This window comes from Clostridium sp. LS3 (assembly GCF_055330225.1).
The window spans coordinates 2,716,910-2,741,136 of the sequence record NZ_CM143921.1; the positions used below are offsets into that span (position 1 = coordinate 2,716,910).

Annotated in this window: 21 protein-coding genes; 4 read left to right on the forward strand and 17 right to left on the reverse strand. The window is 25.8% G+C overall.

Features of this window, described 5'->3' with window-relative positions; translation table 11 throughout:
* The first annotated feature begins 126 nt into the window (after positions 1–126).
* Positions 127–786, forward strand: a complete 660-nt coding sequence (locus ACZJV1_RS12745) for a GerMN domain-containing protein (RefSeq protein ID WP_463650366.1) — start codon at positions 127–129, stop codon at positions 784–786.
* Between the two features lie 87 nt (positions 787–873).
* On the opposite strand, the gene ACZJV1_RS12750 is transcribed toward ACZJV1_RS12745, so the two are convergent.
* The 7 genes from ACZJV1_RS12750 to gloA all read right to left on the reverse strand — a co-directional run bounded on the left by ACZJV1_RS12750 (position 874) and on the right by gloA (position 10,543).
* A complete protein-coding gene (locus ACZJV1_RS12750; RefSeq protein ID WP_463652163.1) occupies positions 874–4,257 on the reverse strand; it encodes an AAA family ATPase in 3,384 nt (1,127 codons plus the stop codon).
* 129 nt (positions 4,258–4,386) lie between these two features.
* Positions 4,387–5,553 (reverse strand): class I SAM-dependent methyltransferase, encoded by a 1,167-nt coding sequence (locus ACZJV1_RS12755; protein WP_460288211.1) that lies wholly within the window; start codon positions 5,551–5,553, stop codon positions 4,387–4,389.
* A gap of 102 nt (positions 5,554–5,655) precedes the next feature.
* The gene (locus ACZJV1_RS12760) at positions 5,656–6,489 is read right to left on the reverse strand and encodes a deoxyribonuclease IV (protein ID WP_463650367.1); all 834 of its coding nucleotides are present in this window, start codon (positions 6,487–6,489) and stop codon (positions 5,656–5,658) included.
* A 276-nt stretch (positions 6,490–6,765) separates the two neighbouring features.
* Complete coding sequence (locus tag ACZJV1_RS12765; RefSeq protein ID WP_460288215.1) at positions 6,766–7,137, reverse strand: hypothetical protein; 372 nt, start codon at positions 7,135–7,137, stop codon at positions 6,766–6,768.
* Positions 7,138–7,307: 170 nt separating this feature from the next.
* Positions 7,308–8,711, reverse strand: coding sequence for a L,D-transpeptidase family protein (locus ACZJV1_RS12770; RefSeq protein WP_463650368.1), 1,404 nt, complete (start codon positions 8,709–8,711; stop codon positions 7,308–7,310).
* 303 nt (positions 8,712–9,014) lie between these two features.
* On the reverse strand, positions 9,015–9,953 hold the full coding sequence (locus ACZJV1_RS12775; RefSeq protein ID WP_463650369.1) for an L-lactate dehydrogenase: 939 nt from the start codon (positions 9,951–9,953) through the stop codon (positions 9,015–9,017).
* A 206-nt stretch (positions 9,954–10,159) separates the two neighbouring features.
* Complete coding sequence (gene gloA, locus ACZJV1_RS12780; RefSeq protein ID WP_463650370.1) at positions 10,160–10,543, reverse strand: lactoylglutathione lyase; 384 nt, start codon at positions 10,541–10,543, stop codon at positions 10,160–10,162.
* A gap of 185 nt (positions 10,544–10,728) precedes the next feature.
* On the opposite strand from gloA, the gene ACZJV1_RS12785 reads away from it, so the two are divergent.
* Positions 10,729–11,382, forward strand: coding sequence for a hypothetical protein (locus ACZJV1_RS12785; RefSeq protein WP_460288222.1), 654 nt, complete (start codon positions 10,729–10,731; stop codon positions 11,380–11,382).
* Between the two features lie 47 nt (positions 11,383–11,429).
* On the opposite strand, the gene ACZJV1_RS12790 is transcribed toward ACZJV1_RS12785, so the two are convergent.
* Together ACZJV1_RS12790 and ACZJV1_RS12795 are read right to left on the reverse strand one after the other, a co-directional pair.
* A complete protein-coding gene (locus tag ACZJV1_RS12790; RefSeq protein WP_463650371.1) occupies positions 11,430–11,966 on the reverse strand; it encodes a GNAT family N-acetyltransferase in 537 nt (178 codons plus the stop codon).
* Positions 11,967–11,987: 21 nt separating this feature from the next.
* Complete coding sequence (locus ACZJV1_RS12795; RefSeq protein WP_463650372.1) at positions 11,988–13,937, reverse strand: GTP-binding protein; 1,950 nt, start codon at positions 13,935–13,937, stop codon at positions 11,988–11,990.
* Positions 13,938–14,245: 308 nt separating this feature from the next.
* On the opposite strand from ACZJV1_RS12795, the gene cplR reads away from it, so the two are divergent.
* Complete coding sequence (gene cplR, locus ACZJV1_RS12800) at positions 14,246–15,895, forward strand: ABC-F type ribosomal protection protein CplR (protein ID WP_463650373.1); 1,650 nt, start codon at positions 14,246–14,248, stop codon at positions 15,893–15,895.
* A gap of 53 nt (positions 15,896–15,948) precedes the next feature.
* On the opposite strand, the gene ACZJV1_RS12805 is transcribed toward cplR, so the two are convergent.
* From ACZJV1_RS12805 to ACZJV1_RS12825, 5 genes are all read right to left on the reverse strand, one after another.
* Positions 15,949–16,497, reverse strand: coding sequence for a nucleotidyltransferase family protein (locus tag ACZJV1_RS12805; RefSeq protein WP_463650374.1), 549 nt, complete (start codon positions 16,495–16,497; stop codon positions 15,949–15,951).
* 48 nt (positions 16,498–16,545) lie between these two features.
* Positions 16,546–16,929 (reverse strand): VOC family protein, encoded by a 384-nt coding sequence (locus ACZJV1_RS12810; protein WP_463650375.1) that lies wholly within the window; start codon positions 16,927–16,929, stop codon positions 16,546–16,548.
* Positions 16,930–17,072: 143 nt separating this feature from the next.
* Positions 17,073–17,522: a GNAT family N-acetyltransferase gene (locus ACZJV1_RS12815; protein ID WP_463650376.1), complete on the reverse strand. Its 450-nt coding sequence runs from the start codon at positions 17,520–17,522 to the stop codon at positions 17,073–17,075.
* Between the two features lie 119 nt (positions 17,523–17,641).
* The gene (locus ACZJV1_RS12820; protein WP_463650377.1) at positions 17,642–18,430 is read right to left on the reverse strand and encodes an EcsC family protein; all 789 of its coding nucleotides are present in this window, start codon (positions 18,428–18,430) and stop codon (positions 17,642–17,644) included.
* Between the two features lie 84 nt (positions 18,431–18,514).
* Positions 18,515–19,399 (reverse strand): LysR family transcriptional regulator, encoded by an 885-nt coding sequence (locus ACZJV1_RS12825; protein WP_463650378.1) that lies wholly within the window; start codon positions 19,397–19,399, stop codon positions 18,515–18,517.
* 121 nt (positions 19,400–19,520) lie between these two features.
* On the opposite strand from ACZJV1_RS12825, the gene ACZJV1_RS12830 reads away from it, so the two are divergent.
* On the forward strand, positions 19,521–20,711 hold the full coding sequence (locus ACZJV1_RS12830) for a coenzyme F420-0:L-glutamate ligase (protein WP_463650379.1): 1,191 nt from the start codon (positions 19,521–19,523) through the stop codon (positions 20,709–20,711).
* 151 nt (positions 20,712–20,862) lie between these two features.
* Here the strand turns inward: ACZJV1_RS12830 and ACZJV1_RS12835 are convergent, their stop codons facing one another.
* From ACZJV1_RS12835 to ACZJV1_RS12845, 3 genes are all read right to left on the reverse strand, one after another.
* On the reverse strand, positions 20,863–22,356 hold the full coding sequence (locus ACZJV1_RS12835; RefSeq protein ID WP_463650380.1) for a DUF4179 domain-containing protein: 1,494 nt from the start codon (positions 22,354–22,356) through the stop codon (positions 20,863–20,865).
* A 1-nt stretch (position 22,357) separates the two neighbouring features.
* On the reverse strand, positions 22,358–22,879 hold the full coding sequence (locus ACZJV1_RS12840) for a sigma-70 family RNA polymerase sigma factor (protein ID WP_463650381.1): 522 nt from the start codon (positions 22,877–22,879) through the stop codon (positions 22,358–22,360).
* Between the two features lie 188 nt (positions 22,880–23,067).
* Positions 23,068–24,219 (reverse strand): MFS transporter, encoded by a 1,152-nt coding sequence (locus ACZJV1_RS12845; protein WP_463650382.1) that lies wholly within the window; start codon positions 24,217–24,219, stop codon positions 23,068–23,070.
* Between the last annotated feature and the right edge of the window lie 8 nt (positions 24,220–24,227).

Below are 24,227 nucleotides of genomic sequence, written 5' to 3' on the forward strand. Positions count from 1 at the left end.
AATATTGCTAACATTTATTAAAAAATAATTATTAGGGAAATTTAAGAAAATAATTGTTAAAAATTTATTAAATTCATATTATGATATATATAACAATATTTTTTAATATTATCTAGGAGTGATTAAATGAAGAAAAAATTATTTATACTATTTATATCTACTTTATTTTCACTTTCTTTAATTGGCTGTAATAAAATAGCAGATGCTATAAAGCCTGAAAAACAAAAAACTAAAGAAGAATCTAAACAAGAACCTAATGAAGACTCTAAGGGAGACTCTACTAAAGAAAATAAAGATAAAGAAAAACCTATTGATGATAAAAAAAATGAAAATACTGATACTAAGGAAAATAAAATAACAAAAAAGGACTGTAGAATTTATGCTTTTAATAGCCAAGAGCTTAAGTTATACTACTATGATAAAACTATACAAGTAGAAGATAAAGCTTTAGTAAAAGCCTTAACTAATGAACTTCAAAACAACTTGCCTAGTGATGACTTTTTAGCTTTAACTAAAGAAATAGGAGTAACTTCTGCTAAGTTAGATGAAAAATCTGGGGTTTTAACAGTTGTATTCTCTGATTCCTTTGCAGACAAAATGACTCTTGGTTCTGCTACCGAAAGCGGACTAGCCTCTTCATTAATCTGCACCTATGCATATAACTTTGGAATTGATAAAGTAGCTATTTACTTTGGTGATAAGCTATATACTTCTTTAAGAGGTGACCTTCCTGAGGGATATTTTACTGCACACTTCTCTGACGCAGAGCCTTATAAAAAAAATTAATTTTATAAAAAAGTAAGTAGACAATTAAACTCTCTTCCTTGTCAAGGACAGTTTAAATTAAATATATCTACTTACTTTTTATTTATATTATTCTAGAATATTTTTAAACAAAAATTCATTTTTACTTTTAATAATGTCTTGTGGAATAATTATGCTCATCTCTTTGTTATTTATTTTAGGATCACAAATTCTAATACTTTGCTCTCTAATTAAAATATCTAAGTATTGTTTTATCATAAGTCCATTTCTAAGGTTTAAATTTCTATTATGATATAGCTCAAGTATTGCTTGATCTAATGCTTCATTTGAAGTTTCATCTAATATATATCCCTTACTTTCTAAAATACTTAAGGACATATTAAATAGCTCTTCTTTATTATAATCCTTAAAGCTTAACATAGATGGAAATCTATAATTTAACTCTGGATTTAAATACATAAGTTTTTTAATATCTTTTAATTTACCTGATAATGTAATAACTATTTTGTTACTATTCTTATCTATAAACTTTATAAGATCTTTAATTATTCTACTTAAATTTTCTTCTAGCAAAAACTCAGCTACATCTATATATACAACCTTACCTATTTGCTTATTTAATATATCTTCTAATGATATTCCAAGGTTTATATTATCTATTAATTCATCTTTGTTTACTTCAACTATATTCTTCGCCTTAACTATTCCCATACTATATAGAGTTTCTGATAATATATTTAGTACTGTCTTTTTACCTGTTCCAATTTCTCCAGTAAATATTATATTCATATATCTATTTATATCAGTTGATAATCCTAATTTTTTTCTCTTTTCTTTAACTCTCATAAGCTTATATTGATTTCTTAAAAACTCTTTAGCATCTTCATTCCCAACTAAGGTTCTTAATCTTTCTTCTAAATCAAACTCATTATCATGTTGTGATGTATTTAGTTTTTCTATATCCTTAGCTGTAATTAAATTCATTTCATAAACACTTATATCTTCTTCTGCAATTCTTATACTTTGAATTCTAATTAAATTTTCAACATAATTTCTAACCATTCTTCCATTACCAGATTGAGCATCAGAATTTTCATAAATATCTACAAAACTTTTCTTTAATGCTAAATGACCATTTTTTGATAACTTAAATCCCTTTGCTTCAACAAGTCTTATTGCCATTTCTAAAAGCTCATTTGGATTATAATCTTCAAAATTTGTCCATAATGGGAATCTTGATCTTAATCCTATGTTTACATCAAAGAATTCCTCCATTTCCTTTTCATAACCTGCTAAAATTACTATTACTTCTCTTGAATAATCTTCAACTAATTTAAGAAGTGTTTCTATTGCTTCCCTTCCTAAGCTATCATTGGCTAAAGTATAAGCTTCATCTATAAATAATACTCCACCTAAAGCCTCTTTAAATTTTTTCTCAGTTTTCTTTGCTGTTTCTCCTGGTATGTTGGATACAAAACTAGATCTATCTGTTTCTACTAATTGACCTATCTTTAAGAATCCCATACTATTTAACATTTGAGCCACTAGTCTAGCTATACTTGTTTTTCCTGTACCCGGATTACCTGCAAATACCATATTTAAGTTTTGCTCTATTTCTGTATTAACACCAACAGATTTTCTCTTTTCTTGTGCCACTAACAGCTTATATTGACTTCTTAAAAGATTTTTAACTTCTTCAAGGCCTATAATATCTTTAAGCTTTTCATCTAAATTAAATTTAGCACTGACTTTAAAATTAAAGTCCTCTCTTTCTAAAAGATCTATTTCACTTTTATTATTATTTAAATACTTTCTAGAGGAATATATTATTGCATTTTCTATTATATTTCTTACAAATCTGGCATTTCCTAAATCATTTTTTCCAGTAAGTTGATTTCTTGTAAATAAATCTATCAAATCATTTTTTACATTTTTAGCAATTCTATATCCCTTAGTTTTTGCAATTTGTACTGCTATTTCATACATTTCAGATGGATTATAATCTTCGAAATTAATTGTATTAGGAAATCTTGATTTAAGTCCTTGATTAAAACTTAAGAATCTTTCCATATCTTTTTCATACCCTGCTAATATAACAGTTAACTTATTTCTATTATCCTCTATCCCCTTTAATAAGGCATCTACTATTTCTTTACCAACCTTGTCATCTTCACTTTCACATAAAGCATAGGCTTCATCTATAAATAATACTCCTCCTAAAGCTGAGTTTATAATTTCATTTGTTCTTTTTGCTGTTTCAGTAGTATTTTCTGTTACAAAATCAGCCTTACTTACTTCAACCAAAACTCCTTTTGATAATAAACCCAAAGCATTTAAATACTCATAAGTTATTCTTGCTGCATTAGTTTTTCCAGTACCAGCATTTCCTGCAAATATCATATTTAAAGATATTTTTGATGTTCTAAGCCCTAACTTTTCTCTAATTTTTTGAACCTTAAAGTTATTTTCTATATTTAATAAAAACTCTTTGAGTTCCTTCATACCTATAATTGATTCTAACCTATACTTAACCTTATCTAGAGTTGGTATTGAATACTTATTTAGCCTATATATATTGTTATTAACCTTAGAATAAATTCTATTATTATCTATATAAAGTAATATTTTAGAATCTTCTTCTATAGATTCCTTATTTATTAAATTTCTTAAAGGGTCACTTATTCTATAGGATATATATTCTGTTATATCAAAGCTTCCGTTTTTGCTAAAGCTCTTTTGTAGGTACTCAAAAACTTCAAAATCTTCTTTCTCATTGATATTTTCTTTAAATCCTAGTATTATTTGTACCCCAAATTCATTCTTTATCTTATCAATTTCATTTGTAAGCTTATTTTTTATAATGATATTCTTCTCTTTATCTGTAAGCTCTCTTGTATAAATAATCTTATCTCTATTATTTAAAGTACTTTCAGAAAATTCTCTAAAACTCTCCTTATTTTCATAATTATATATAAATATAAAAAACTTATTATGGCATACTATTTTGTTTATCTTATCTTTATCCTTTGCCCCAGCCTCAACTAAAAATTTATTTTTTATAACATAGTCATTATCTAATTTAATACATGCATTGGGGTATATGATTGATAAAAATTCTAGTATTTCAGGGTTTGCTTTTTCTGTATTCTTAAACATTATCCCACCTGAATTATTATCTAGCTTTTCATGTAAATCAGTTAAAAATGCATTATATCCCATATTAAAATTATAGGAAGATAAATCTATCTCATCTAAATTCTTGTTCTTAATTAAGGTGTTGCTATACAATTCTTCAAAAACTAACCTTACACTAGCTTTTTTAAAGGTATTTTTATGTCCTGCTAAAACTAATATTCCTTTTTCTTCATTTGATATCTTATTTTCAAAGTATTGAGTTAATTCTTTTATAAAATCTCTTTGTCCGATAAATTCTCTATTTAACTTCTTTTCTATTTTTAAAATTACTTCATTTATATTCATTGTATCCATGATCCACCTCTCATTCATTGATATAACTTTTTTGCTTTTATATTTTTGAATTGCTATATTATTTTTCTCAAAATTGATGTGGCTTAGTCATAAGTACAGCAAATGCTATGCCCTAGAGCATAGCATTGTATATTATATAAGATCATCTTTTTTTAGTAAGTTAAGTAATGTAGGATTAAAATTAAATTCTTTCATTAATGAATGAACTTCATTTAATGATTTTTCCTTATTTTCTTTTGATATATTAGCTTTTGAAGCTCTAATTAATATATTCTTTGGTGAATGTGCTATATCTATAAACTCTAAAAGCTGAGTTTTATAGCCAGCTACCTCTAAAAGATTACCTCTAACTGCATCTGTCATTAAGGCTGCTACTCTTTCTTGAATTATACCATATTTAGTTAATATTGAAAGAGAAGTTGCCTCCATTTGATGGTTAAATTCATGTTGGCAACATGGTACTGAAAATATCATTTTTGCATTCCATTTTATTGCGTTATATAAAGCATAATCTGTTGCTGTGTTACAAGCATGTAAAGTAATTACCATGTCTACATTATTTTCATACTTATATCCATTTATATCTCCAAGCTCAAAATGTAAGTTTTCATAGTTATATCTTTTAGCTATATCATTACACTTTTTAATTACATCTTCTTTAAGATCTAAACCTATCATTTTTACTTTTATCTTTTTAATTTCTACAAAATAGTAATAAAGAACAAAGGTTAAATAAGATTTACCACAACCAAAATCTAAAATAGTAAGTTCCTTATAGTCATTTTTCTTTATTTCATCATCTATAATTTCTATAAATCTATTTATTTGCTTATACTTATCATACTTTGAATTTACTACCTTGCCTTCTTTTGTGAAAACACCTAAATCTATTAAAGGCTCTATAATCATACCCTCTTTTAAGATATAATTTTTTTCCTTGTTATGACTCTTATTAGCAAGTTTTATATTGTTACTTTTTTTCTTACCTAAAAATATCTTTCCCTTCTTAGATAACTTTAAATCAAAAGTAGTTTCATTAGACCATGCAGATAACTGCTTATAATTTCCATCTATAATTTCTAATATTTTTTCTTCTAATTCATAAGCTTCAATATTCTCATGAAAAACCTGCTTATCAGTAAACTTCTCTATTTGATAATATTTCTTACTCTTACTATTTTCCTTTAATAAAAAACTTATCTTATTATATTTAACTTCTTTATTCATCTTATTACTAATAACTATTTTTATAATCTCTTCATTAGTTATTTCGTTAATAGCTTTTTTTAACTCTTCCATTATTAACACACCTTTTGTTTATAATTAATATAATAATGATACACAAGAAAGAAAAGTATATCAAGAGAAATGAACTAATGTAAAATTTAAAATTATTATTTTCTATTCTTCACGCTTACTTTTTAATAACTCAATTTCCTTAGCATATCCATCAAGTTCATTTGGTGTTTCTAAGAAAAATGGTAGATCTTTTAACTTAGGATGGTTTATTATTCTTGTAATTGCTTCTAATCCTAAGAAACCTTCTCCTATTTTTTCATGTCTATCTTTATGGCTCTTAAATGGATTTTTACTATCGTTTAAATGAATTGCCTTTAGTCTATCTAATCCAATTACTCTATCAAACTCTTCCAAAACTCCATCCAAATCATTAACTATATCATATCCTGCATCATATATATGGCAAGTATCAAGACATACTCCCATCTTTTCTTTTAATTCAACTCTTGATATTATTTCTGCAACTTCTTCAAAGGTTCTACCTACCTCTGAACCTTTTCCAGCCATTGTTTCTAATAGCACAGTAGTTGTTTGTTCCTTTTTAAGTGCAGAATTAAGTAAATCAACTATGTAATTAATTCCAATTTCTACACCTTGCTTTACATGACTTCCTGGATGAAAGTTATATAAATTATTTGGCATAAGCTCCATTCTTTCTAAATCATCAAGCATCATTTCTCTTGCAAATTCTCTTGTTCTTTCATCTGCTGAACAAGCATTCAAAGTGTAAGGAGCATGGGCTAATATCTTTGTAAAATTATTTTCCTTTGCTATTTTTAAAAGTCCTTGCATATCTTCCATATCTATTTCTTTTGCTTTACCACCTCTTGGATTACGAGTAAAGAATTGAAAGGTATTTGCTCCTATTTCTAGTGCTTCTTTTCCCATATTTTTAAAACCCTTTGTTGTTGATAAATGACATCCTATATTTAACATATATACCTCCATAATATTTACTTCTAATCTTAAATTAATTCTCTATAATTAAATATTAGTTTTTCTTACTTATATAAAATAATACTATAGTAACATTAACCTAGGCAAGACTAAATAATAATTTTTATTATTTAATACAAATTTTACTCACAACTTAAAAATAGAGAGTAAATAATTTTTTACTATTTACTCTCTAACACTTAATTTTATTATTTAATTTATACTATTTAACTTCTAGATATTTAAATTTTATTATATAAGTTTAAACTAGTGTTTTTATATAATAAATGTAACTATTATGCTAATAACCCCACCTATAATTAAAGATAATGTACTAACTGCTAACGCTATATCTAATTTTCTATTAGATTTCTCCCTCTCCATCTTAGTAATCTCTAAGTTTGCATTAGATAAATATTGAGCACTATTTTGTCCTGCCCCTTGAAGAGAAAGGCCTATTGGATCACCTGATATTGACGCAAATATTCCTACAAAGATTAATATAATCCCTTCTATAAATAATATATTTTCGAAGCTTTTATCCTTATCAAGTTTTACTATTACAAGCCCAACTATAGATGCTACTACAAACCAAACTATCCCCCATATAATAGTTTTTAAAATTATCTTACCTCTATTATTCCCCATATTAATACCCCCTTTTAAGTATCATAGCATAACCGCGCTAGATGGTAAATTATTACTTTTATAAAAATATAAAAATTTCATTTTTATTAATTATATAAATATTAATTTTCTATTTCTTCAATCTTATATCATGCATTATTTATTTTTTATCAAATTATTTCTCCTTTTTATCACTCTTCATAACAAATAATAGGAGTGCCAGGCTCTATATTTTCAAAAATAGTTTTTGCTAGATATGATGGAGAATTTACGCACCCATGAGTTCCATTATTCTTATATATATTTCCCCCAAATGAATATCTCCAACTTGCATCATGAATTCCTATGTTACCATTAAAAGGCATCCAATATACTACTTTAGCCTCATAATTATTACCTCTTAATGTGGCTTCTTTTTGCTTATAATTTAGCATATAAGTTCCTAATTGTGTTGAGTGTCCTTTTCCTGGATCCCCAGTTACAACATCACCTTGGGTAATAAGCTTTCCGTCTTTATAAAACCATACATGTTGCCTTGTTATATTAACTTCCACATAAGTATTTCCTATATCATTTTCATCTCTATATAAAGCTTTTTGAGTGTATGCAGGTTCTTTTTCAAGAACTGCTCCAAGCTTTATATTTTCCATTAACAATTTAGTTTCTGCAACTGAGTTAATTTTCCATCCATAGTGCCCACCTTTAACATCTACTATCTTTCCTGTAGCTGACTTAAACTTTCTCGTTGTACCTGCAGTATTATATTTTTCGCATAAGTCTAATATATAATCTTTAACTTTATTTTCATCTATTGATGCTTCTAAATCATCATCTACACTGGCCCACTCATTTATTTTACTTCCATCTAACACTTCGGATTTGCTTCCAAAAGTATAAGTAATTTTTGTTGATACATACTTATTTAATGTATTTTGAGTTTCAATTGTTTTATCTGAATTTATAGTATACTTAGGATCTTCGTAGCAAAAACTATCATTTAAATTTAATACTCTTTTTCCTTCTGATATGCTTAATTTTATATTTTCATTTAATTTATCTATGTTTATTTTATTTCCATAAACTTCTTCAACAATTTCATATGTCCCATCTAAATATTTAAAACTAACATTTTGAGGTTCTGTAATATTTTTATTTAATATTTCTAAATTTTTTATTTTATCCTCTAATAAGTCTTGATTATAAACAACTAACTCACTACCATAATACTCTTGTCTTGCTATTAATCCTAAAATCCATTTTAATGAATTTTGTTTTTCTTTAACTTCTTTAACTTTTAATATGATATTATTTTCGTTATATTTAATGTCTATATCATTACCTTTTATTTCTTCAACAGACCCATCTCTACCTATTAATTCTAATTTATAATCTTTAACTTCTTCTAAAATTATACTACCGGCCTCTTTATGCGATTTTAATGATACATTAACTCCATTTATCTTTGTCCCAAAAAAGAAATGATTAACAAAATATATAGAAATACTCATATATATAAGAACTATTGAAGTAACTAAAATTAATATATTACCTATAATTCTATTCTTTAAAAATGCTTTTATATTAATATTTTTCATATTTATTTATACCTTTCAACTAAAATATATCTATTTACATATAATAACTAATTTATAATATGTTTGTATTTTTAAATTTAAAACTCAATACATGTTTTTTAATAAATTAGTAACAAAAATTTATTAATATACATATAGAACTAAATCTGAATTTAATAAATACTATCTTTTACGGTATAAATAATTCCTATATAGATATATTTATAAAATATTAAAAATAAAATTAGTATAAATAGAATTATATTTTGCTATAGAAATAAGAAAGCTATAAAATCTCTAAAATTTTATAGCTTTCTTATTTAATTAGTTATTATTGATTCTATCAATATACTCTTTCATTATCTTAGCTGAAGAAACAAATTTTTCTTCCTCATCTTTAGATAATTCAATATTTAATACTTTCTCCACTCCATTTTTACCTACTATTGTTGGAACACTTAAATAAGTATCATTAACTCCTAAATAATCATTAAGCAAAGTTGATACTGTTAATATAGTCTTTTCATCTTTTAAGAATGCCTCTACGATTCTTGTAAGAACAGCTGCAACTGAGAAAGCAGTAGCACCTTTTCTCTTTATTACTTCATATGCTGAATTTTTAACATCATCTGAAATAACTTTTTCTGTTGCTTCATCCCATTCAATTTTTAATTGTTCAGAAAAATCTTTTATTGGAATATTTCCTATAGTTAATGATGACCATGGAACAAACTCACTATCACCATGCTCTCCTAAAACAAAGCCTTGAACTGTTCTTCCATCTATTCCAAAATACTTCCCAAGCAGACTTCTTAACCTTGTTGTGTCTAAAACAGTTCCTGATCCTATTACTCTATTTTTAGGGAAACCAGATAATTTATAGGTCATATATGCAAGTATATCTACAGGGTTTGATACTACTAATAATATTGCATTTGGACTTAATTTAGCTATAGTTGGAACAAAGCTTTTAAATATTTTATAGTTTTTATCTACTAAATCTAGCCTTGTTTCTCCTGGCTTTTGTGCAACACCTGCGGTAATTATTATTATATCTGAATCTCTTGTGTCTTCTAATGATCCTAATATAACATTACAAGGACTATTTAAAGAACTACCGTGCATTAAGTCAAGTACTTCTCCTAATGCCTTTTCCTGATTAATATCATTGATTACTATTTCTCTAGCTACTTCTTTTTGTAACAAAGCAAAAGCAGTAGTGGCTCCAATTGATCCTGCTCCTATTATTGATATTTTACTCATACTTAACACTCCTTTATCCTATTATTTAAATTTATTGTTATTTATTTTCATTATATACCAATTATTTATTAATTTGTACTTTTTTAAGATAATTATTATTATATAAATTAAATATACCCCTATTTTATCATTATTAGTAGTTTATACATTATATATAATAAAAGTCTAGTAACTTTTGTAAAGTTACTAGACTTTTATTAAAACTACTATTTAGCTCTTATTACTTCAATTTTATATCCATCTGGATCTGTTACAAAATAATATGATGGTTTTGTTCCCGGTAATCCTTTTAATGGAGTCACTTCATATCCTAATGCTACATGCTTTTCTCTCATAGCTTCTAAATCCTCTGCTTCAACTGCAATATGGCTAAATCCATTTCCTAGTTCATATGGTTTTTCCACATCATAATTATAAGTAAGCTCTATTTCATATCCACCTTCTTCATTTGATAAATAAACCAAACTAAATTTATGTTCTGGAAATTCCTTTCTTCTAGTTTCCATTAATCCTAATGCTTCTTTATAAAATTTTAATGACTTCTCTAAGCCCATAACTCTTACACATGTATGTAACATCTTTACTGACATCTTTTATCCTCCTAAAATCAATTTTTATTTTATTATATTATATTAATTAAATTATATTTTATCAATATAATATAATAATTAAATCTATTTAAACATTTTCTTTTGTAATTTACATTTAGTTGCTTTTATCATACAATAAATTTACATGAGTTGTTTTTTAGAATAATCTACCAAAGGAGGATACTATGAAAAAACAGAAATTATTTTTATTACTTATTTCATTATTAGTTGCTTTCACTTTACTTTCATGTAGTAATACAACAACTAAAGATAAAATCACTGTTGAAAATGAGAAACAAGAAGAAAATATATCTGAAAATGAGGTCGCTAAAGAAGAGATTCCTAAAACACCTACTTCCTTTGAAGCCCTTGGTAAAAGTTATTCATCAACTAAGGATTTAAGCATTATTGAAAAAGGAACTAATATTTATGATGATCAAAGTTCTATACATTATACTCCTGGCGAATATAAGGAATTAGATTTTGCAAACGATTTACTATATGCTTATGTAAACCAGGATAACTCTATATATAATTATTTAGTCTCCTATGATAGCACTAATGCTAATGGAATATCATTAATTACTGAAGCTGATAAATCTAAATTAGAAAAAGATTTAACTTCTTTAAGAAGTCAAATGGGACTTGCTAATGGAGAAGAAATGGTATTAAGGTTAGATAGGGTTACTTATGAAGGTCCAAGCACTAAAACTAATTCAGGTTCTACTTTTAAAATAAGAGTTGCTATATCAAGAGTTGGAGCCACTATAGTTCCATGGAATTATTTCACTGTAACAGTTTTTGAAGATGGTAATAAATTATTTGCTCATTTATTCTAATAAAAGATGCTGTATTAAAATAACTTTTAATACAGCCATTTTATTCTCTAAATATATAAATCCATTAATATTTCATCATCATATTCGTCATTAATATTAAAAAAATTTTTATGAATTCCTATTTCCTTGAATCCAAACTTACTATATAAATTCTTGGCCTTTATATTACTTGCTTTTACCCCAAGGCTTATATTTTTTATTTTTTTAGTTTCTTTAGCAAAATCTATTAGCGCTCTCATTACTTCACTTCCAATACCAATTCCCCAATACTCCTTTTTAACAGAAATAGCAATTTCAGCATTATGTGCTATCTTGTTTCTAGTAGCTGTAGATATTTGTGCAACATTTACTACTTTTTCATTAATTAAGCCTATTAACATAATAGAATTTTCTTTATTATTAATGTTTTCTATAAATGCTTTTTCTTGTTCTTCATTTAAACTAAATTCATTTGCTCCAAATAATAAATTATCGCTTTCTCCTCCAACTATATTTAAATATTCTATTAACTTTAAAGCATCATTTATTTCTGCTTTTCTTAATATTAAACTTTGTCCATTTTTAAGTTTAACTTCTTTATTCATAATACATGCCCCCAATTTATTTTACTCTATTATTTCACAGTGAATATGCTCTTCAATCTTATCCCAAGGTACTACAAAGCCTTGCCCCTTTGAACAAAAAATTGAACTTGAAGAATATTCTATATCTGCATTTTTATCATATCCTATTTTTTCAATTACTTCTTCTGAATTATGACATATATCATAGCCATCAAATATTAAATTTATGCTACCTTTTCCTTTAGTAAAAGTAAGTATTTCAGCACTATAATCCATAAATGTAGCGACTGGTCCTCTTCCTGTTATAGAAACCTTATTCAACTTAGTCTCTGGAGGGTCAAAGCTCCCATTTAATCTTTGAATATCAGATATAACCTTCCCCATATAATCAAGCTCTACATCTATTCTAAATTTATAATAAGGTTCAATAATTATATTATTAGCTTTTTCTAATCCTTGCCTAATAGCTCTAAATGTAGCTTCCCTAAAATCTCCCCCTTCTGTATGCTTATTATGTGCCCTTCCAGTTAAAAGAGTAATTTTTATATCAGTAATTGGAGAACCTGTTAAAAGTCCATGATGATTTTTTTCAAAAATATGTGTCTTTATTAAGTTTTGATTTCCTGTAGTCAAATCATCAGCATGACATTTATTTTCAAAAGTTATTCCTTCTCCTCTTTTATTTGGCTCTATTTTTAAATGAACCTCTGCATAATGCTTTAAAGGCTCAAAATGACCATATCCATAAGTCTTATTTTCTATTGTTTCTTTATACATTATTTCACAAGGGCCAAATTCTATCTTTAAATTGAACCTTTCCAATGCAATCTCTTTAATAACTTCAAGTTGGATCTTACCCATAATGGAAACCTGTATTTCTTGTAATGTTTCATTCCATAGTACATTTAATGCAGGGTCCTCATTTTCTAATATTCTAAAATATCCTAAAACTTCTTTTACATTATATTTATTATCAAAAATAACCTTTGACATTAGTGTTGGTATCATTTTAAATTCTATCTTTTCTCTAATTTTTCCTATGCCTTCTCCTGGCATAGCATTAGTAAGACCTGTTACTGCAAACACATCTCCAGCTACTACTTTGTCTACAGTAGAAAACTTACTTCCATTATAAACTCTTATACTACTTACCTTTTCTGTTGTTTCATTATCTACTCCATAAGTAATTTCATCTCTTACTTTAAGACTTCCTTTAATAGCTTTTATAAAGGTAATTCTAGTTCCATTATTGTCATAACGTATTTTATGAACTCTTCCTGAAAATTCTTCATTTTCATCATAATTTGTATATGTAAGTTCATTAAATATACTTAAAAATTCCTCTATCCCCTCATCTTGAAGTGCACTACCAGACAAACATGGAAACACCTTGTTTTCTTTTATAAGCTTTTTAAATTCTTTAATCCAAATTGTTTTATCATAATTACCATCTAAATATTGTTCTAAAAGTTCCTCATCTCTCTCTGAAATAAACTCTATTAATTCTTCACTCATTTCATGAATTGATTTTACATAGCAAACATCATTAGTTAAATTATCATTAATTTCTTCTATAACTCTTTCTAATTCTGAACCTGTTCTGTCCATCTTATTTATAAAAAAGAAAGTTGGAATATTATATTTTCTAAGTAAATTCCAAATTGTTTCAGTATGCCCTTGAATACCTTCAACTCCACTAATAAGTAAAATTGCATAGTCTAATATGCTTAATGCCCTTTCCATTTCTGTAGAAAAATCGATATGTCCAGGAGTATCTATAAGATAATAAGTGGAATCATCAATTCCAAATATAGCTTGATCTGAAAAAACTGTAATTCCTCTATCTTTTTCTATGTTATGAGTATCTAAAAATGAATTTTTATGATCTACCCTTCCTCTATTTCTTATGCTTTTTGTATGATAAAGTATTTGCTCTGAAAATGTAGTTTTACCAGCATCTACATGAGCAAGTATCCCTATTGTTTTTTTCATTTAATCACCTTTTTCTTAATAGAAATATAATTTAATATTAATTATATCATAGAAAAAATTTGAAATAATAAAAAAAGATGTTATAATAGAAATCGAATACAAGTTTTAAGAAAGGTAAAGGTAATTTCAAACATGAGAATTTAATCTACTTTTAATAATTTTTAGTTCATAACAAAACTTATAACCTTATTAGGCTTTTTTTGTTGTGTGCAAATTTATGGAGAGTGGATTATTGACTAAAGGTTTATTTGTGTTACCTTTTTATAAAGTCTTATGCTCTCTCCTATATTTTAAGGAGGGATTTTTTTATGCAATTAGCATTATTAAGTAAAGTAAAAAAATATTATGGAGATAAATTAATATTAGATATCGATAAATTAGAAATATTAGATGGAGATAAAATAGGTTTAGTTGGTAATAATGGTGCTGGTAAAACCACTTTATTAAAAATTTTAGTTGGTGATGAACCTTTTGATGAAGGTAAATCTTATTTAACAAAAAGTTATTCTTATATTAGCCAACTTGGTGATAGTCCATCTATGTGTTCCTTTAATAAAGTCAAAAGTGTTTTTAATGCACCTACTGAATATAAAGATTATCTTTCAGGTGGAGAAAAAGTTAAAATGAAGATTGCTAATGCTTTAAGTGAAAATAAAAAACTTATTATTGCTGATGAACCAACATCTAATTTAGATAGCAATAGCATTGAAATTCTTGAAGAAATGTTAAAAAGTTATTCTGGGGCTCTTCTTTTAGTTTCCCATGATAGAAATCTTTTAGATTCATTATGTAATATTATTATTGAAATTGAAGATGGTAAAATAAATATTTATAAAGGGAACTATTCTAAGTATTTAGACCTTAAAGAAGAAGAAAAAGAAAATCAGAATACTGAATATAATAAATATATTAATGAAAAAAGAAGGCTTGAAGATGCAATAGTATCTAAAGAAAATTCAAGAGATAGCATTAGAAGAACGCCTAAAAGAATGGGTAATTCTGAAGCTAGACTTCATAAAATGGGTGGCCAAAAATCTAAAAAGAACTTAGATAATAATATAAAGGCCATTAAGAGTAGAATTGAGCACTTAGAAGTAAAAGAAAAACCAAAAGAAGATAAAAATATAAAAATTGATATTATAGACAATTTAGAGCTTACTTCAAAAAATCCTATTGAAGCTAAAAATTTAACTCTTAGCATTGGTGATAAAATACTATTAAAAGAATGTAACTTTAAAATAAAAAAAGAAAAAAAGGTTGCTTTAATCGGAAAAAATGGTTGTGGTAAAAGTACATTGTTAAAAGAAATTATAAATAACAATAATGAAAGTATAAAAATTTCTAAAAATGTAGTTATTGGTTATTTGGACCAATCTCAAGATATATTAGATTTAGATAAAACAATACTAGATAATATTAAAATTAACTCTTCTTACAAAGAAAGTTTCATAAGAATAAATTTAGATGGCTTTGGCTTTAAAGGAGATACAGTATTTAAAAAGATTTCATGTTTAAGTGGTGGTGAAAAGGTAAGAGTTGCTATTTGTAAGCTTCTTCTTTCAGATAATAACTTAATAATACTTGATGAACCAACTAATTATTTAGATATTAAATGTATGCAATCCCTTGAAAATGCTCTTAAGAATACTGATAAAACTCTTTTGATAGTATCTCATGATAGAAAATTTATTTCTAACGTTTGTAATTATATATTAGAAATTGATAATAATACTATAACTCAATTTGATGGTAATTACTCTGAATTTATAAATAATAAAAATATGCCTAAAATTAATACTGATGAAAAAAAGAAAAAAGAATCTATTTTAATTTTAGAAAATAAGCTTTCGGAAGTTATTTCTTTACTATCATTTGAAAATGACTTAAATAGAAAAAATGATTTAGAATCACAATATTTTGATTTATTAAAAGAGCTTAAAACACTAAAAGAAAATTAAAATATAAGGTAGCAAGAAAATTTCTTGCTACCTTATATCTAAATTTTATTAACTTATAGTACTTCTTTTACTGCTTCATTAATATGGTCTGATAAATTATTATCTAAATTTCTTTTCAATAATTCTCTATGTTTTATTCCTTTTTCTTTAAAATATTTTTTTATTAAAGGTGCTCTCTTTTTTGGGTCATTCATAACTAAATATGCTACAAACCAGTCTTCCAATGAAGTAAATTTTATGTTGCTATTACCTATTACTAAATTATCTACTATTGCTTTTTCATCTAAAATAAACTCATACATTTTATTATTTTCTAAACTTATTTTAAAGTTCCCCATAAACTCTACTATTACACCATCTACATTATATCCAAAAAAACTTTCAGTCTTAAATGGCTCTTTTGAGCATAGTTCTATTGGATCTCCTATTGTATTCATAAATGCTTTTACTTTTTCAGCATCTTTAGAATTTATTAAAATATCAATATCATTTGGTTTATCAACTAAACCATGAAAATTTAATAAAACTGATCCCCCTATTCCGAAATTACATCCCACTCTATTTAATCCATCAGCTATCTTACTTAACACTTTATTATTCATATGTCTCTCCAATAATCCTATTTTAAATTTTATTTAAATATTCATCTATTAGTTTATGTTAAATCCTTCTATAAGCTCTATTTCTACTCCATTAGGGTCTTTTATAAATATAAATTTTTCTCCTCCTGGAGTTTTAATAGGACCTCTTATTATTTCTACTTCTTTTAGCTCTAATTCCTTAATAGTCTCATTTAAATCTAAAACAGTGAATCCAATAGATACTTTAGGTTCATTGTAAATTTCATCTACTGTAGATTTGTTGCTATATTCTATTAATTCTAACATCGCTGATTCATCACCTTTAAGAAATGCGATATTAGCTCCATTTACTGGTGCAAATTTTCTAACTACCTTTAAATTTAAAACATTCTCGTAAAATTTTATTGACTCCGCTAAACTTTTTACTGTAATTGTTACAAATTTAATATTCATAATACACCTCTCTACATACTTTAATATTCATTATCTATATCTTACCATATAATTGAAAATTCTTATGATATTTTTATATCTAATTTACATGCTTTATCTAGAATATTCTTATTGCTCCTTGTAAAATTTTTGCAACTATCTTACTATAATTCTAACTTCATTATCTTCTCTCCATTTATATCTAATTCCCCATTAAATTTAAAACCTATCTTCTCATACATTCTTATAGCAAGAATATTATTATCATATACACTTATATATATTTCATTTCGATTATACTCTTTATAAAGTCTATCTACTAAAAGCTTTAAACTCTCTTTTCCATATCCTCTACCTTGAAAATCTTCTCCTATCATAAATCTATCCAGCCATAATCTACCACAGTCACCTTCCATTTTCCATAGTCCATACATTGCAAAACCTATCAAATCATTTTTGCAATATATTCCAACCGTTCTCCATAAGGGTACTCTCTTTGCTTCATCTAAACACTCTTCTACTGTTTCAATAAAGCCCTCTTGATCTTTTCTAACTTTTAAATTTAACGCATCATTATAATTTTCGTTATTTATATTTTTTATAATTAAATTCATTATATAACCTCTCTTATGATACTACATAAATATATCGTCATACTATTTTCTATATTTAATATATCTTAACTATTGTTTTATGGAATTATATGATAACTTCTTCATAATAATATTTTTTACTATAGTTTCTTACTTAAATATCTCTTTTTATATTTTATTCTAGCATACTTACTAATTTTATTTATGACTTGATAATTTGTTATGCTTCCGACAATCCCAACAATAGGTAGTCCTTGAATAAACTTAGCCATTAATAATGTTTCTGACAATACTTCTGAAGCTTTTTTAATTTCTGTATTTAAGTCACTATTTAATTCTTCATTTAAGTCTATTTTAGTTCCTATTTTATCTAAATTATCATTATATTTAATTTTCATATCTTCTTTTGCTAATGCTGTACAAATTAAATTTAATATATATACCTTTTCTTCTTCTTTTTCATAATTGAATCCATAACTTAATGCAATTTCATATACAGTTTTTAATATCATTGCTATAAATAATGGAATATCTGGTAATCCTATACCTAAAACTCCTAAACCAGCACCTTCTACAGTTGATATGGTAGAATTTATTAGTTTACTTTTCTTTCCTTGAGAGTCCATTAACTTTAAACTCTTTTTAGTAACTTTCTTTTCAATTGAATAATTGTTTATATCATGTTCTAATTGAATTTTATCTTTATCATATAACTTTTCAATATACTTGCTACCTTTTTCTAAAACTAGCTTAAATCCATTATAAAAAGCATTTTCTAATGTTAATTTTAGCTTATCAGGTATTTTTTCTTCTATTTTATTAGATATTGGAGCAAATTTATCTTTAATTATTTTACTTTCTTTTTTATGAATTATTTTCTTTTCCTTATTGTTTAATTTATTTATTTCCTTATTTATTATTTTTTTCATTATTATCTCACCTATCCTTTAGGATATTTTTTGGCTTTAAATTAATTATATACCTTTTGTTATTTTACTTATACGAATATATTTTTATTTATTTTCTATTATCTTAACAAATTTTGCTGAAGCATGTGATAATGGAACACCTTTTAAAAAACATACTCCTATGCTTCGTCTTGGTATTTCTTCATTTAATTTTACTTCATACAATAGTCCTTTGTTTAAGTATTCACTAGAAAATTCTTTAGTTACACATGCTATCCCTAAATTTATCTTAGCAAATTCTAATAATAAATCATGAGATCCTAATTCAAATTCTGGAGAAATCTTTATTCCTTTAGATAACATGTACTTTTCTATATATTTTCTAGAGTTAGACTCAGGCTCAAGCAATATTAATGGAAATTTTGTTATTTCATTAATGCTTATTTGGTAAGATAATAAATTTTTATATTTCTCCCCACAAACAAAAATATCATGGATATCAATACAGGTCTTTAATTCTAAGCTAGGATCATCAATTGGAAAATTACAAATTGCAATATCAATGTCTCCTGATTTTAATATAGAACAAAGTTCCAATGTTGTACCATTAATAATTTTAAATTTAATATTAGGATATTTATTATGAAAGCTTTCTAAATATGGAAGTAAAAAATACCTGGAAATAGTATCCCCTACCCCTATTTTTAGCTCCCCTGTAGATAGGTTCTTAAGTTCTAGAATCTTTTCTTCACCTGTATTAATTAAATTAATAGCTGAGTTAACATATTCAAAAATAATTTTACCTTCGTTTGTTAATGTTGCTCCTTTAGTTGTTCTATTAAAAAGACGTATATCAAGCTCTCTTTCTAATTGCATTATTGACTGACTAACAGCTGGTTGTGTCATATAAAGTTCTTTTGCTGCCTTAGAAAAACTCTTACTTTTTCCTACATTCCAAAATACTTTGTACAAGTCTAATTTACTTATCATATAAGTACTCCTTATATATATTATTCAATCTATTTATTTTACTTATACCATTAAATTGGTGTATATTACAAGTAGATAGGTAAATTTAAACAAAATTTATTAGTTATAAGGAGAGATTATATTGGAAAGAATAGTTGGAACAGTTGTTAGAGGCCTTCGTTGCCCAATAATAAACCAAGGAGATAGCATAGAAGATATCGTTGTTGATAGCGTTTTAAAAGCTTCTGAAATAGAAGGATTCCAAATTAATGATAAAGATATAGTTACTGTAACAGAGTCAGTAGTTGCTCGTGCTCAAGGTAATTATGCTACTATAGAAAACATAGCAAAAGATGTTAAATCAAAATTTGGAGAAGATACAATAGGAGTAATATTCCCTATTTTAAGTCGTAACCGTTTTTCAATTTGTTTACGTGGTATTGCAAAGGGAGCTAAAAAAATTGTTTTAATGCTTAGTTATCCATCTGATGAAGTTGGCAATCACTTAGTTGATTTAGATATGCTTGATGAAAAAGGAGTTAATCCTTGGACAGATGTTTTAACAGAAAAGCAATTCCGTGATTTTTTTGGATATAATAAACATACTTTTACTGGTGTTGATTATATTGATTATTATAAATCCTTAGTTGAAGAATATGGTGTTGAATGTGAAGTTATATTCTCAAATAATCCTAAAACCATTTTAGATTATACAAAAAATGTTCTTACTTGTGATATACATACAAGATTTAGAACTAAAAAAATATTAAAATCAAATGGTGGAGAGAAGATTTATAGCCTTGACAACATACTATCAGAACCTATTGATGGAAGTGGATATAATGAAGATTATGGTTTACTTGGATCAAATAAATCAACTGAAGAAAAAGTTAAGCTTTTCCCTCGTAACTGTCAACCTATAGTTGATAAAATACAAACTATGCTTAAAGAAAAGACTGGCAAAACTGTTGAAGTTATGGTTTATGGAGATGGAGCTTTCAAAGATCCAGTAGGTAAGATATGGGAACTTGCTGATCCAGTTGTATCCCCAGCTTACACAGCAGGACTTAATGGTACACCTAATGAAGTAAAATTAAAATATCTTGCAGATAATAACTTTGCCGATTTAAGAGGTGAAGAACTTAAAGAAGCCATATCTGAATATATTAAAAATAAAGAGTCAGATCTTGTAGGTGCTATGGAATCACAAGGTACTACTCCTAGAAGACTTACTGATTTAATAGGTTCATTATCAGACTTAACTTCAGGAAGTGGAGATAAAGGTACTCCTATTATCTTTATACAAGGATACTTTGATAACTATACAAAATAATTAACTGTTGTTTAATTATAAAATTATTGGTATAAATATAGGGAAAGTAGATAAATTTGTTTTTACACAAATTTATCCACTTTCCCTTTTATATAATTTATTTGTCATCTAAACATTTTACATGTTCTTAATTTATTTATTAGTTTGTATTTTAATTTAAATTTATTAATATTTTGTTATTATCATTTATCTCAACTTCTTTTGCCATAGGAATTGCGATTGTATATTTTTTATTCTTATCTATAGGCTTTAGTGTAATACTAAATTCTTTAGTTTCTGGATTTTCTAATACAACTCCTTTATGTCCTTCTTCTTTACTTATATCGTTCATATCTTCATCAAAAATAACTAAACTTGATAAATTATTATAATCATATAAACCATCTATCTTCATATTAATTGTTGTAAACTTATCACTTACATCAATATTAGTGATTATTACCTTATCCTCAGAATTTACTCTTATTTCATTTCCTATCAAATCCTCAATAGGTTGAAATGCTTTATTTTTATCAATATTTATATAATAACTAACTTTACTTAATCCGTATCCTTTATCTAGTTCATCTTTACTTGGCTCCCTAGATACTATTTCTTCTTCCCTATTTATATTATATTCTGAATTAGATGTACATATAAGTAATGGAACATTTCTGCTATCTATCTCTCTTATAACTCTAAAATCTTCTTTCGTTGTTAATACCTCTATATAATTAGTATTACTTAAATCATCTAATATTCTAATTCTCGCTTCATAGTTTCCTTCTTTGTCATAATGTCCACCGTCAAAATTTGAAAGTAATATATTTCCCTTTTCATCTTTAATAATATATTTTAAATTACGTAGTCCCAACCCTTCATTTGTACCATTTAAATCCTTTCCTTTTATAACTAAATTATTAGTTAATGGTGTCTTAACTAATTTATCTACCCAAACTTCTCCTCCTTCTACTTTTATGCTTTTATTTCCTTTATAAACTTCAGAATTTATTTCTTTTACTGTATTTATATTATAAATCCATGGCCCTTTCGCAATTACTTTTCCAGCTCTCTCAACCTCTCTAATTTCTAAATCTACTTTCAAGTTTTCTGGTAAATTAATATTAGATATATCTTCTATTAATACAATGACCCCTTTATTATCATCAATCTTTCTTATTTCATAGTACCCTCCTCTTGAACGTTCTCCATTAATATTAAGTCTGTGATTTAATACAAAGAAGTCATTTTCACTTTTATCACTTTCAAATCCTCTTAAAGCCTCTGACTCTACTATAAAACTTGCTATAAACTTATTATCGTCTATAGCTATTTCAGACAATGTAATTTTCATTCCATTCTTTTCTATAGATTTATTTATTACTTCACTTAACTCACTATATTTTTCAGTTGAATATCCTATATTACTTTTATTGAAATAATCAAAAACTTTATTCACTACAGGAATTGCAGATACAAATTGAGGCTCAATTAGTCCTATTGAAGCAACTGTTGCTAAAGTTATTGCCGCAGCAATTGATACCTTTTTTATAATATTATTTTTATTTTGATGTTTCTTTTTTGTTTTTCCTTTTTCTATTCCCCTTATGATTGCCTCATCTAAACCTTCTGGAATTTTTATTAAATCTTTAATATCTTCATTCATACTAAATAGCCTCCTTTTTCATATAGCTTCTCAATATTTTAAGCCCTTTATTTAAATATGTCTTTACAGTCCCTATTGGTAAATCTAAAACTCTAGATATCTCTTGCAATGTTAAATCATTAAAATACTTTAAAATAATTATATCTTTATACTTACTTTCTAACTTTTCTATTGCTTCAAGTATATAAAGTCTATTATCATTATCCTCTACCATTCCCCCTGCTTTATTTAGCAATTCATTTTGTTCTATACATATAACTTTTTGTCTTTCCTTGTACATATTTATTGATATGTTTATTACTATTTTTATTATCCATGTAGTAAAATACTTAGGTTCTCTTAATTTATTTATAGAAATATATGCTTTATATACAGTTTCTTGTACTATATCTAAAGCTGCTTCCTCTTCCTTAACATAAGCATAAGCTGTTCTATATAATTTTTCTTTATTCTCATTAATAAGAACCATAAAGGCATCGTCATCACCCTTTATTGCCTTCATAACTATTAGTTCATCTACCATATATGCCTTCTCCTTTATTTTATATCCGTTCAATAATTACCTTACATCTATTAGACATAGTTTATATACAAATGGTTTTACTTTTTCGTAATTTATTTATATCTATTTCCCTATAAAATTATATACCATAGAAAGGCTAGGCACCTATAATGCCTAGCCTAATTTTTATTTATAAATAATTGAATCCACTAATTTACTTTTTCTTTAGAAACTCTTATAAAATGCCTCATAAGAATGATTGAAACTAAACTAATTAAGCTACATATAATTAATCCATTTTCTAAGGATGAATTTGATGCAAAGCCTATAATTGGATTAATAAATGCTGAAATAATACTTCCTAACATTGAATATATTGATAAAATAGTTGCTCTATTTCCAGAAAATATTGATTTATTTTTTATATCTATAACCATAGGTTCCATTAAAGCCATGCTAGTAGAAATTGTGGCTATACACATAAAACTAATTACTGGATTACTTATAGCTATTAATGTAGAAGAACTTAATAATATACATATCATCAATAAGCTTATTGATTTATTTTTCCCAAGCTTATTACTTAATTTATATGATTTTACTGATATCAATTTCATAACTTGAATCACAACTAGTAAAACTCCAAAGTATTTAATATCTATTCCACTTTTAATATACTGTGTCTGATTTAAAAATACAGTTATACTTTGAACTACTTCTCTAATTAAAGAAATCCCAACTATAAATACTATTATTTCCTTATTAGTTAATGCAAGCTTAAAGCTGTCTTTTATACTTTCTCTTTTAATAATTTCATTTTTAACATCATTTAAAAATAAAGATACTAAAAAGGCTAATCCATAAGGAATTATAGTATAAAATGCTGTTAAATCTGTGGATATACTAATAATAAATGTTGACATTATAGATCCAATTAAAAATCCAATAGTAGAAAACCACCCATATCTAGCAAAGACCCTCTCACTATTATCTTCTTTATCTAATGATAAGTATATTAAACTTTCATCGCAACCTGATAATCCTGATATAGAAATTGAAAGTAGTATTCTTTCAAATAAAAACATCCAAAATGAATGCGCCTTAAAAAATATAATCTTAGATATAAAAAATATTAAATTTGATATTACTAAAGTTTTTTTATATCCAAATTTATCAGCAAAAACTCCCCAGGGTATTTCAAATAAAATTATTAAAATCATAGAAATAGATTCTATTAAAAATATTTGTGATAAGGATATACCCCTAGCCTCTCTAAATATTGTTGCAATTGGAGCATAAAATACAAAACCTTGTAAAAAAACTATAAGGTTCATTAAATATATATTTCTTTTATTATTCAATTTAACTT